This window comes from Arthrobacter sp. 05L421, from assembly GCF_056397785.1.
Map to the genome: position 1 here is coordinate 344309 of NZ_JBFTOC010000002.1, position 11900 is coordinate 356208.

Consider the following 11900-nt stretch of genomic DNA (forward strand, 5'->3'; position numbering starts at 1 on the left):
ACGGGAGTCGCCGTGCTTCATAACGTAGGGTCTATAAACGTGAACTGGATACAAGCGGCTCTGCTGGGCCTAGTACAAGGGCTGACCGAGTTCCTCCCGATTTCCTCGAGCGCCCATCTGCGGATTGTCGGCTCCTTCCTGCCGGAGGCGTCAGACCCCGGTGCGGCTTTTACGGCTATCACCCAACTGGGCACCGAGACGGCCGTGATTGTCTACTTCTGGCGCGACATCCTGCGGATCATCCGCGCGTGGTCCGGTTCGCTGACCGGCAAAGTGTCCCGGCAGGACCCGGATGCGCGCATGGGTTGGTTGGTGATCCTGGGCAGCGTTCCGATCATCGTCCTTGGCCTGCTGTTCCAGGACCAGATCGAGTCCGTGCTCCGTAGCCTGTGGGGTGTCGCGACCATGCTGATCGTGTTCGGTATGGTCCTCGCGGTGGCAGACACCGTCGGCCGGCAGGACCGGGAACTGACGCAGCTGACCTACAAGCACGGCCTTTACTACGGACTCGCGCAGGCCCTGGCCCTCTTCCCCGGGGTGTCCCGCTCCGGCGGCACCATCAGCGCCGGACTCCTGATGGGCTACACCCGTGAGGCGGCTGCCCGCTACTCGTTCCTGCTGGCCATCCCTGCCGTGTTCGGCAGTGGCCTGTACCAGCTGTACAAAGTGGTCTCCAAGGAAGGCATCACCGGCCCCTACGGGCTCCCGGAAACGGCCCTGGCCACTGTGATCGCCTTCATTGTGGGCTATGTCATCATCGGCTGGTTCCTGAGGTACGTCTCTACCCGCGGCTACCGGCTCTTTGTCTGGTACCGGATCCTCCTGGGAATGTCCCTGTTCCTGCTGCTCGGTTTCAATGTCATCAGCGCCTAGCACTAGGCTTGGACTGTGAAATCCTGGATCTCCCGTCCCGTTGCCCAGCTCCCCGGCAGCATGCCCGCCCTGCGCCTTTTCGACACCGCCGAGGGCGGCATCGTCACCCTTGAGGCCACGGGCGAGCAGTCCATGTATGTCTGTGGCATCACCCCCTATGACGCCACGCATATGGGCCACGCGGCCAGCTATGTCGCCTTCGACCTCCTGAACCGCGCGTGGCGGGACGGCCGCCAGCAAGTCGCCTACGTCCAAAACGTGACCGACGTCGACGATCCCCTCCTGGAGCGCGCAACGGCCACCGGCGTCGACTGGCGCGAACTCGCGGCGAGCCAGATCGAGCTCTTCCAGACCGATATGGAGGCCCTGAACGTCCTCGCCCCGGATCATTACATCGGTGCCGTCGAGGCAGTCCCCCTGATCGTTCCAGCCATCGAGCGCCTCCTGCACAACGGACTCGCGTACCGCGTCCGCGGCACCGGCGGCGAGCCCGACGGCGACGTCTACTACGACGTCGAGGCGGCCGGCAAGCACTCGACGGACGCCGTCGACGCCTGGACCCTCGGGTCCATTTCCGGACTCTCCGACGCCGAAATGCTGGAACTCTTCGCCGAACGCGGCGGCGATCCCGGCCGTGCCGGGAAGCGACAGGCCCTCGATCCGTTGCTCTGGCGGGTTGCCCGCGAGGGCGAGCCCCGTTGGCCCGGCGGCGAACTGGGGGAGGGACGGCCCGGCTGGCACATCGAATGCACCGTGATCGCCCAGGAGTACCTGCCCAAACCGTTCACCGTCCAAGGCGGCGGCTCGGACCTCATCTTCCCGCACCACGAAATGGGCGCTGGCCACGCGTACTCACTGGCCGGCGTGCCGCTGGCCCGCCACTTCGCGCACGCCGGGATGGTGGGCCTCGACGGGGAAAAGATGAGCAAGTCCAAGGGCAACCTGGTCCTGGTCTCCAAGCTCCGCGCCGACGGCGAAGAGCCGGCCGCGATCCGCCTGGCGATCCTGGCCCACCACTACCGCACGGACTGGTCCTGGACCGCCGAAGGGTTCACCGAAGCCAAAGACCGGCTCCGCACATGGCGCGAAGCCCTCACCGCAGCTCCCGACGGGTCCGCAGCGGCCCTGATCGGCCAGATGCGGACTGAGCTCGCCAATGACCTCAACGCGCCCGGCGCCCTTGCCGCCGTGGACGCCTGGGCCAAGTCCGCCCTGGGAATCGCACTGGAAACCCCTGGGACCGCCTCGGCCACGGACGCCGCGCTGGTCAGCGACGCCGTCAACGCCCTGCTGGGCGTCGAACTCTAGCCGTCCACGCGCAGCAAAACCTGCTGCTAGGGCTTGTCCTTGCCCCGGCGCTTGAGGTAGCGCTCGAATTCGCGGGCGATCGATTCTCCGCTGGCCTCAGGGAGGTCCGCGGTGTCCTTGGCCTCTTCCAGCTGGCGGACATACGCCGCTATTTCGGGGTCCTCGGTGGCGAGCTCGTCCACGCCGCGCTCCCACGCGTCGGCCTCCTCCACCAGTTCCGTGGTGTCCAGGGGGACTTGCAGCAACTCCTCGATCCGGTGCAGCAGGGCCAGCTGCGCCTTCGGTGAAGGGGCCTGGGCGACATAATGCGGCACGGCCGCCCAGAGCGAGATCGTCGGGAGGCCCGCCAGCAATGCCACCTCGCCGAGCACGCCCACAATCCCCACCGGACCCTCGTACTGCGAGGCCTCCAGGTCCATCCGTTCACGCAGTGCGGCGTCGTCCGTGGACGTGCTGACCGGAATCGGCCGGCTGTGCGGCACGTCGGCCAGCAGGGCACCGACCAGTATGACGTAGTCAACATGCAGGGCTTCGGCGTGCACCAGCAACTCCGCCGTGTAGGCACGCCACTTGTAGGACGGCTCGGTGCCCTGGACGAAGATGACGTCCACGTTCGACTCGGGGACGCTGGCCTTGAAGATCCGCGTAGAGGGCCACTTGATCTTCCGCTCACCGGCTGCAGTCCGCCGGATGGTGGGCCGGGTGAACTGGAAGTCGTAGTACTCGTCGGCGTCGATTGCCGCTACCTTCTTGCCGCCCCAGAGCTTGTTCAGATAGCGCAGGGCATCGCTGGCGGCCTCCCCGGCGTCGTTCCAGCCTTCAAAGGCCGCCAGCATGACGGTGATACTCCGGCCCTTGGGGACGGGTTGCAGCAGCCGCTCCGGCTCGGAGACGGCGCCTGGTTCGGTGGGGTCTGCCTCGAAGCTGTTCATGCCATCACCCTACGTCCAAGACCCCGCCCGGCGCAGGCAATCGGGCGCTGCGCGTTCCCCATTTCCGCCCAACTTCCGCAAGGAATCCCACGGCCGGGCGGGCCGAATTCGCCGTAGGCGTAGCGCGGGCGCCCCGCCGCGGGCTTCCCCGTAGACTGGAAGGCATGCGATCCTCAGCTTCCCGGCCCCTCCTTAAAGCAGCGCTCTGGGACATGGATGGCACCATTGTCGACACCGAGCCCTACTGGATCGAAGCCGAGCGCGCCCTCGTAGAAGCCCACGGCGGACAATGGTCCCAGGCCCAGGCGTTGCAGTTGGTGGGACAGGCCCTGACGTTTTCCGCGGGCATCCTGCAGGAAGCCGGCGTGGCGATGGAACGGCGCGACATCATCGACACCCTCACTGCCCATGTGATCAGCCAGGTCCGGAACTCCGTTCCTTGGCGCCCCGGTGCCCGCGAACTGCTCGATGAGCTATACAAGGCCGGTGTTCGCTGCGCCCTTGTCACCATGTCCGAGGCCCCGCTGGCGCGGGAGATCGTTGCGAGCCTGCCGGAGCCCTACTTCGAATTCCTCGTCACAGGGGACACCGTCACGCAAGGGAAGCCGCACCCGGAGGCCTACCTGACGGCCGTTGAGCTCCTGCAACAGCAGGACCCGGAACTTGGCCTGCACCACTGCGTGGCCTTGGAAGATTCCGTGCCGGGGGTCGCCGCCGCGATCGCCTCCGGCGTCGTCACGGTCGCCATCCCGCACATCCTGCCCCTCCCGCACGATCCCCGCCGCGCCACCTGGGACACCCTCGAAGGCCGCACAGTTGCGGACCTGGAAGATCTCGTGGCCCTGCGGCATGAATTCCCGGACGCCACGTTCGGGCGCGCGGCGGAGCCAACCGCCCTCTCGGCCGGGAGTCTTCCCCGTGGCTGACACCGGCAGCCAGGACCAGCCCGGCAAGAGTTCGGCCAGCCGCCGGGAGGGGATCCCGCTGGGCCGCATTGCCGGCATCCCGGTCTTTCTGGCGTACTCCTGGTTCATCATCGCGGCCTTCACTGTGATCGCGTACGGCCCGGTCCTGCAGAGCAACAACCCGCGCCTCGGCGTCACCGCCTTCTTCGTCGCCTTCGCCTACGCGCTGCTGCTCCTGATTTCCGTGCTGGCACATGAACTCGCGCACGCGCTGACCGCCAAGCTGTTCCACTGGCCCACAGAGAAAATTGTCCTCAACCTCTGGGGCGGCCACACCCAGTTTGAGAGTTTCACTGCCTCACCTGGCCGCTCCGTCCTGGTAGCAATGGCAGGCCCGGCGGCGAACTTCATCCTGGCCGGCGCAGGCTGGCTCCTGCTCGCGTACGGGGACCTGAGCGGCGTGGCCGATATCCTGGCCAACATCTTTGTCTGGGCCAACCTGCTGATCGGAATCTTCAACGTGCTTCCCGGCCTCCCGCTGGACGGCGGCCGACTGGTCGAGTCCGCCGTCTGGAAAGTAACCGGCAGCCAGGAAAAGGGCACCATCGCCGCCGGCTGGGCGGGCCGGATCATCGTGATCGGCCTGGCTCTGTGGTTCATTGTCCTGCCCCTGATCAGCGGCGCACGACCGGATATTTCCTTCACCCTCATCACCGCCCTCGTGGGCAGTTTCCTGTGGATGGGCGCATCGGCGTCGATCCAGCAGGCCCGCCTGCGGGGCCGGCTGCACCTTGTCGACGCCGCGGCCCTCGCCGAACCCGCCGTTGGACTTCCGGAAACCGCTACTGTCGCCGACCTCCAGGACCTGGCGCCGGCAGGAAGGCCCACCGTGGTGCTGTGCGACCGGGATGGCCGGCCCGTGGGCATCGTCGACGCCGCAGCCGCGGCCACCGTGCCCGCCGCCCTGGCCGCAGCGACCACCCTGACCGCGGTCTCGTACCCCCTTGGCGCCGGCGCCTATGTCCCCGAATGGTCCAAGGGCCAGGAGCTGGTCCAGTACTTGGCCCAGCTCGAAGGCAAGGAGTACGCGGTGGTGGACCGCGAGGGCGCGGTCACCGGTCTGTTGCGCCAGTCCGCGGTCCTGCGTGCCATTACAGGCAAGTACCGGAACGAACGCCAGAACCAGGGACAGAACCGGTAGAGTTACTGGGCGGTCGTGATTTTCCGGCCCCCCACGCGCAAGGACCGGTGCCCGCCGGCATGTCCGCGGCCACACAGCTTTACAGGAGCGAGGAACATCTTCATGAGCAGCGACACCGCCGCAGACACTAACACCGCCACCACCCCCGCAGGCAACAAAACTGCCGCGGGCGCCACCGCCGCGACCACCCCGACCGGCGCGGCGCGCCGCCGCGGACCGTTCCGCCAGGGCGAGCGGGTCCAGCTCACGGACGAACGCGGCCGCATGAACACGATCACGCTCGAAGTCGGCGGAGCCTTCCACACCCACCGCGGGTTCCTGAACCACGACGAGATCATCGGCAAGCCCGACGGCTCCGTGGTGGTCAACAACGTCGGCCAGCAGTACCAGACCCTGCGCCCGCTGCTCTCGGACTTCGTACTCTCGATGCCGCGTGGCGCGGCCGTGGTCTACCCCAAGGACGCCGGCCAGATCGTGACCATGGCGGACATCTTCCCCGGCGCGCGCGTTGTTGAAGCCGGCGTCGGCTCGGGCGCCCTGTCCATCTCCCTGCTGCGCGCGGTGGGGGACAACGGCTACCTGCATTCCTTTGAGCGCCGCGAGGAGTTCGCGGACATCGCCCGCGGCAACGTCGAGACCATCTTCGGCGGCCCGCACCCGGCCTGGAAGATCTCGCTCGGCGACTTCCAGGAGGAAGTGGTGCGCACGGAGGAGCCCGGTTCCGTGGACCGCGTGGTCCTGGACATGCTTGCCCCGTGGGAATGCCTCGACGCCGTCGCCACGGTCCTGGCACCCGGCGGAGTCTGGATCAATTATGTCGCGACTGTGACGCAGCTTTCGCGGACAGCCGAAGCCATCCGGGCAGACGGACGTTTCACCGAACCCGACGCGTGGGAATCCATGGTCCGCGGCTGGCACCTCGAGGGCCTGGCCGTGCGCCCGGACCACCGCATGGTCGCGCACACCGGTTTCCTGCTGGTAACCCGCCGCCTCGCCGACGGCGTCACCGGAATTTCGGTGAAACGGCGCCCCTCCAAGACCGACTTTAACGAAGAAGACGTCAATGCCTGGACCCCGGGCGCCGTCGGCGAACGCGCGGTCTCGGACAAGAAGCTGCGGCGCGCCGCCCGGGACGCAATCGCCGGAACAAACGTCGTCGACGCCCCGGAGATAACAAACTAGGCAGCATATTTCGGATGTCTCCAGCGGCACCCGCCTTCTTAGGGCTATGGTCTTAACAGAAGAGCAGGAAGGGGCTGATGCACGATGGAGACTCCGAATACTGACCCGGGCCGCACACCGGCCGAGGACGCAGCGGATGCTGTCGCACGCACGGGCGCGGGCCGCGCCGCAGCGGGCGAGGGCGACCGGTATGCCACCAGTGAGCTGTCCGTCGCAGAGCGGCAGGTCAACATCCTCCGGGACAAGCTCCGCCACATCGACCGCCAGCTTGCCGCTGCGACCCAGAACAACTCCAAGCTGGTCAGCATGCTGGAAACGGCCAAGGCAGAGATCCTGCGGCTGAAAAACGCCCTCGACCAGGAGGGACAGCCGCCATACAGCTTCGGCACAATCCTCCAGCTCAACCCGAAGCGGCAGCCGACGGCCGGAAACAGCGGACAGGCAGCCACGGAAGAATCCGTGGATATTTTCAACGCCGGCCGCAAGATGCGCGTGGGGATCAGCCCGCTGGTCAACATCAGCCAGCTGGCCGTCGGGCAGGAGGTCCTGCTTAACGAGGCCCTGATGGTGGTCGCCGGACTCGGCTACGAACGGGCCGGCGACCTCGTCACGCTGAAGGAGATGCTGGGGCCGGACCGCGCCTTGGTAGTGGGCCGCGCCGACGAGGAGCGGGTCATCCGGCTTTCCGGCGCCCTGCTCGCCCAGCGGCTCCGGGTCGGCGACGCACTGTCGATCGATTCACGCACCGGCTACGCGCTGGAAAAAGTCCCGCGCTCCGAGGTGGAGAACCTCGTGCTCGAGGAAGTTCCGGACATCACCTACCAGGACATCGGCGGCCTGGGCCCGCAGATCGAGCAGATCCGTGACGCCGTCGAACTGCCGTTCCTGCACCCGGACCTGTACCGGGAGCACGGGCTGAAGGCGCCCAAAGGCATCCTGCTGTACGGCCCGCCCGGCTGCGGCAAGACGCTGATCGCCAAAGCCGTCGCCAACTCGCTGGCCGCGCGGGCCGCCGAGCGCGCCGGCAAGACGGACATGAAGAGCTATTTCCTGAACATCAAGGGACCAGAGCTGCTCGACAAGTACGTCGGCGAGACCGAACGGCACATCCGGCTGATCTTCGCGCGCGCCCGGGAGAAGGCGTCCGAGGGCAGCCCCGTGGTGGTGTTCTTCGACGAGATGGATTCCCTGTTCCGCACCCGCGGCACGGGCATTTCGTCCGACGTCGAAACAACTATTGTCCCGCAGCTCCTCAGTGAGATCGACGGCGTCGAACGGCTGGACAACGTGATCGTGATCGGCGCCTCCAACCGGGAGGACATGATCGATCCGGCGATCCTGCGCCCGGGCCGCCTGGACGTCAAGGTCAAGATCCAGCGGCCCGACGCCGAGGCCGCGGCCGACATCTTCAACAAATACATCACCACGGACCTGCCTTTCCACGAGACCGACCTCGCCGAGCACAGCGGCGACGTGCAGGCGACGGTGGACGCCATGGTCCAGCGGACCGTCGAGGCGATGTATTCCACCGAGAAGTCCAACGAATATCTCGAGGTGACCTACGCCAACGGCGACACGGAAATGCTCTACTTCAAGGACTTCAATTCCGGCGCCGTGGTGCAGAACGTCGTAGACCGGGCCAAGAAGTACGCCATCAAGGACCTGTTGACTATCGGGCAGAAGGGCCTGCGGATCGACCACCTGCTCCGGGCGGTCGTGGACGAATTCCGTGAACATGAGGACATGCCCAACACCACCAACCCGGACGACTGGGCCCGGATCTCCGGCAAGAAGGGCGAACGCATCACGTACATCCGCACCATCGTCCAGGGCAAGGCCGGCCAGGAGCCCGGGAAGTCCATCGAGACGATGCCGAGCACAGGGCAGTACCTATGACGGCTGTCGTCCCCGGCAAGCCCGTCGACACTTCCGGCGGCCTGCCGGTCGGCGGGGCCATGCGGGTGATGGGCTCGGAGACCGAATACGGCATCCACGCGCCCTCGGCCCCCGGAGCCAACGCCACGATGATGTCCGCCCGGGTCATTCAGGCGTACGCCCAGGTGACCCGGCAACGCGCCGCCGGCGGCGCCGAAACGCGGTGGGACTACACCGACGAAGAGCCGCTGCACGATGCCCGCGGGTGGACCCTGGAGCGCAGCAGCGCCGACCCGGAACAACTCACCGACCAGCCTCCCGTCCTCGACGCCGAGGCGATTGCCCTCGCTTACGGGCGGCAGGAACTTGAGGCCGACGGCGAGGACGAGTCCGGCACGCTGCTCATGAATATGGTGCTGGGCAACGGCGCACGGCTGTACGTGGACCACGCCCATCCGGAGTATTCCAGCCCTGAGGTGACCAACCCCCGGGCCGCCGTCACCTGGGACGCCGCCGGTGACCTGGTGGCTTTGGCCGCCGTCCGGCGCCTGGCCGCCGATCCGGACCTGCCGCCGGTCAACCTCTACAAGAACAACACGGATAACAAGTCGGTCTCCTACGGCTCGCACGAGAACTACCTGATGCCCCGCGCGGTGCCGTTCGGCGAGATCGTCCGCGGCCTCACGCCGTTTTTCGTCACCCGGCAGATCATTTGCGGTGCCGGGCGGGTGGGACTCGGACAGGACAGCGCCCGGGCCGGTTACCAGATCAGCCAGCGCGCTGACTTCTTCGAAACCGAAGTGGGCCTGGAAACCACCATCCGCCGCCCCATCATCAACACCCGGGACGAACCCCACGCCACCGCGGACAAATACCGCAGGCTGCACGTCATCATCGGCGACGCCAACCTCAGCCAAGCGTCCAACTTCCTCAAGTTCGGCACCACCGCCATGGTGTTGAGCCTGATCGAGGCAGGGCTGGCGCCCCGGATTGAAATCCACGAGCCGGTCGCTGCGCTGCAGGCCGTCAGCCACGACACCTCGCTGACCGCGCTGCTGCGCCTGGGCGACGGCCGGCGGATCACGGCCCTGGACCTGCAATGGATCTATTTGGAGGCCGCCTCGAAGCATGCGCAGGACACCGGCGTCGCGGACGCGGTGGACGGTGACGGCCACACCCATGAGGTCCTGGAACGGTGGGCGGCCACGTTGAGCGAACTCGGCAGTGACCGGGCGGCGGCCGCCTCCTCGGTGGAGTGGCTCGCCAAGCTGTCCCTGCTGGAGGGCTACCGGCAACGCGACGGCCTGGGCTGGGACAACGCGCGGCTGGGCCTCGTGGACCTGCAGTGGGCTGACATCCGCCCCGAAAAGGGGCTCTACTACCGGCTGCTGGCCCGCGACCGGATGCAGCGAATCGTGGACGACGCCGCGATCGCCCGTGCGGTGACCGAACCGCCGTCGGACACGCGGGCGTACTTCCGCGGACGGTGCGTCAGCCGGTTCGGCGCGGACCTCGCGGGGGCCAGCTGGGACTCGGTGATCTTCGATCTCCCCGGCCGCGGCAGGCTCCAGCGGGTCCCTACCCGCGAGCCGCTGCGCGGAACTGAAGCCCTGACAGGCGCCCTGTTTGCCCGGCACCGGGAGGCGGGGACGTTCCTGGCCGAACTGCTGGGGCTCAGCCCCGGTTCGTAGGAATAAAGCCCCCCGCGGGCGCCCCGAGCGTGGCACTATTGCTACAGGATGTCCCTTAGGAGAAAAGGGACGGACATGAAGGAGAAAACAATGGCAGGCCAGGAGCAGCAGCAGCCGCAGTCGCGGGACACCGAGGTTGACGAGGACGTCCCCGCCGCGCCGCCGGCCCCAGGGGACGCCCAGGCGTCAGCAGCCACCCAGGGCGTGGACGATCTCCTCGACGAGATCGACGGCGTGCTGGAGTCCAACGCCGAGGAATTCGTCCGCGCATTCGTCCAAAAGGGCGGCCAGTAGGAGCGCCGCCGGCCGCCGGATGAGGGCGGCGGGAGGGGCTACGGGCCGGAAGTGTCGTTGATCCACCACGTTGAGGGAGAGCGTTAGTGCAGGAAACAACAGCCAACCGAGTAGCAGCCAACGCGACGTCCTCATTCACCGAGCATCTGCAGCGCGAACGGCCCGACTTAATGCCCTTCGGCCAAGTGCCTTTCAACCAGTTGCCCGGCACCGGGTACGCCGCCCAGCCGGGAGCGCCGCTCCAGGTCCCGCACGGGACCACGATCGTGGCGATGACATACGCCGGGGGAGTGCTGATGGCCGGGGACCGCCGCGCCACCATGGGCAACGTGATCGCGAGCCGGCACATCGAGAAAGTCTTCCCCGCCGATCAGTACTCCGTGCTGGGCATTGCCGGAACCGCCGGGATCGCCCTGGACATCACCCGGCTGTTCCAGGTTGAACTGGAACACTACGAGAAAATCGAGGGCACGCTGCTCAGCCTGGACGGCAAGGCGAACAGGCTCGGCGCCATGGTCCGCGGCAACCTGCCAATGGCCATGCAGGGCCTCGCCGTGGTGCCCCTGTTCGCGGGATTCGACCGGCCTGCAGGCTTCGGCCGGCTCTTCTCGTACGACGTCACGGGCGGACGCTACGAGGAGCAGGAGCACCATGCCGTGGGATCCGGCTCGATGTTCGCCCGCGGCGCACTGAAAAAACTCTGGCGCCCCGGCCTCTCGGAGCAGGACGCCGTGGCGGTCGCCGTCGAGGCACTGTACGACGCCGCCGACGACGACTCGGCCACGGGCGGCCCGGACCCGGTCCGGCAACTCTGGCCGGTGGTGTACATCGTGAACCGAACGGGCGCGTTCCGGGTCCCGGACCGCGATCTCGCCGCGGTGGCCGGCCGCGTCATAGAATCCCGGGCCGTCGCCCAGCGGGAGGCCTGAGATGACGCAGCAGTTCTATGTATCCCCCGAACAACTGATGAAGGACCGTGCGGATTTCGCACGGAAGGGCATCGCCCGCGGACGCTCGGTGGTGGTGATCAGTTGCCGGGACGGGATTGCACTCGTGGCGGAGAACCCGTCCCCGTCGCTGCACAAGATCGGCGAGATCTACGACAAAATCGCGTTCGCGGCGGTCGGAAAGTACAACGAATTTGAGAGCCTGCGGCAAGCCGGGGTGCGGTACGCGGATGTCCGGGGCTATTCCTACGACCGCGAGGACGTCACGGCCCGCGGCCTCGCGAGCGTGTATGCGCAGAGCCTCGGCGCGGTGTTTACGGCCGAACAGAAGCCCTTCGAGGTGGAACTGGCCGTGGCCGAAGTCGGCCAGACCCAGGAAGCGGATCATCTGTACCGGCTGACCTTTGACGGGTCCATTGCCGATGAGCACGGCTTTATCGTAATGGGCGGCCAGGCGGACAAGGTTTCCGAGGCTGTCGCGGCGGGCTGGCAGGGTGAACTCGACTTCGCGGGCGCCATCCGGCTGGCCCTCGCCGGGCTCGTCGCAGACAAGGAAAACACCACCCTGCCCGTATCCGCACTGGAAGTAGCGGTACTGGACCGGGGATCTGAAAGCGGCCGCGGCACCCGCCGGGCGTTCCGCCGGCTCGAGGATCCGGACATCGTGGCATTGCTGGCTGAGGAGAAGTGAG

Annotated in this window: 11 protein-coding genes; 10 read left to right on the forward strand and 1 reads right to left on the reverse strand. The window is 67.2% G+C overall.

The window, feature by feature from the left end; translation table 11 throughout:
• Positions 1 to 39: 39 nt before the first annotated feature.
• Positions 40 to 873 carry an undecaprenyl-diphosphate phosphatase gene (locus tag AC1DKQ_RS04520; protein WP_476918329.1) on the forward strand — a complete coding sequence of 278 codons (834 nt, stop codon included), beginning with the start codon at positions 40 to 42 and terminating at the stop codon, positions 871 to 873.
• 15 nt (positions 874 to 888) lie between these two features.
• Positions 889 to 2181: a cysteine--1-D-myo-inosityl 2-amino-2-deoxy-alpha-D-glucopyranoside ligase gene (gene mshC, locus AC1DKQ_RS04525; protein WP_476918330.1), complete on the forward strand. Its 1293-nt coding sequence runs from the start codon at positions 889 to 891 to the stop codon at positions 2179 to 2181.
• 26 nt (positions 2182 to 2207) lie between these two features.
• On the opposite strand, the gene AC1DKQ_RS04530 is transcribed toward mshC, so the two are convergent.
• Positions 2208 to 3113 carry a PAC2 family protein gene (locus tag AC1DKQ_RS04530; RefSeq protein WP_476918331.1) on the reverse strand — a complete coding sequence of 302 codons (906 nt, stop codon included), beginning with the start codon at positions 3111 to 3113 and terminating at the stop codon, positions 2208 to 2210.
• A gap of 164 nt (positions 3114 to 3277) precedes the next feature.
• Between AC1DKQ_RS04530 and AC1DKQ_RS04535 the strand changes: the two genes are divergently transcribed.
• The 8 genes from AC1DKQ_RS04535 (at position 3278) to prcA (ending at position 11899) form a co-directional block, all read left to right on the forward strand.
• Positions 3278 to 4039: an HAD family hydrolase gene (locus tag AC1DKQ_RS04535; protein WP_476918332.1), complete on the forward strand. Its 762-nt coding sequence runs from the start codon at positions 3278 to 3280 to the stop codon at positions 4037 to 4039.
• On the forward strand, positions 4032 to 5219 hold the full coding sequence (locus AC1DKQ_RS04540; protein WP_476918333.1) for a site-2 protease family protein: 1188 nt from the start codon (positions 4032 to 4034) through the stop codon (positions 5217 to 5219). The genes AC1DKQ_RS04535 and AC1DKQ_RS04540 overlap by 8 nt, the downstream gene beginning before the upstream one ends.
• A 102-nt stretch (positions 5220 to 5321) precedes the next feature.
• Entirely contained in the window at positions 5322 to 6401 is a 1080-nt protein-coding gene (locus tag AC1DKQ_RS04545; RefSeq protein ID WP_476918334.1) for a tRNA (adenine-N1)-methyltransferase, read from the forward strand.
• An 84-nt stretch (positions 6402 to 6485) separates the two neighbouring features.
• Complete coding sequence (gene arc / locus AC1DKQ_RS04550; RefSeq protein ID WP_476918335.1) at positions 6486 to 8297, forward strand: proteasome ATPase; 1812 nt, start codon at positions 6486 to 6488, stop codon at positions 8295 to 8297.
• On the forward strand, positions 8294 to 9967 hold the full coding sequence (gene dop, locus AC1DKQ_RS04555) for a depupylase/deamidase Dop (RefSeq protein ID WP_476918336.1): 1674 nt from the start codon (positions 8294 to 8296) through the stop codon (positions 9965 to 9967). The genes arc and dop overlap by 4 nt, the downstream gene beginning before the upstream one ends.
• 90 nt (positions 9968 to 10057) lie before the next feature.
• Entirely contained in the window at positions 10058 to 10261 is a 204-nt protein-coding gene (locus AC1DKQ_RS04560) for a ubiquitin-like protein Pup (protein ID WP_090581157.1), read from the forward strand.
• 86 nt (positions 10262 to 10347) lie between these two features.
• Positions 10348 to 11190 (forward strand): proteasome subunit beta, encoded by an 843-nt coding sequence (gene prcB / locus AC1DKQ_RS04565; protein WP_476883377.1) that lies wholly within the window; start codon positions 10348 to 10350, stop codon positions 11188 to 11190.
• Between the two features lies 1 nt (position 11191).
• Positions 11192 to 11899: a proteasome subunit alpha gene (prcA, locus tag AC1DKQ_RS04570; protein ID WP_476883378.1), complete on the forward strand. Its 708-nt coding sequence runs from the start codon at positions 11192 to 11194 to the stop codon at positions 11897 to 11899.
• The last annotated feature ends 1 nt before the right edge of the window (position 11900 follow it).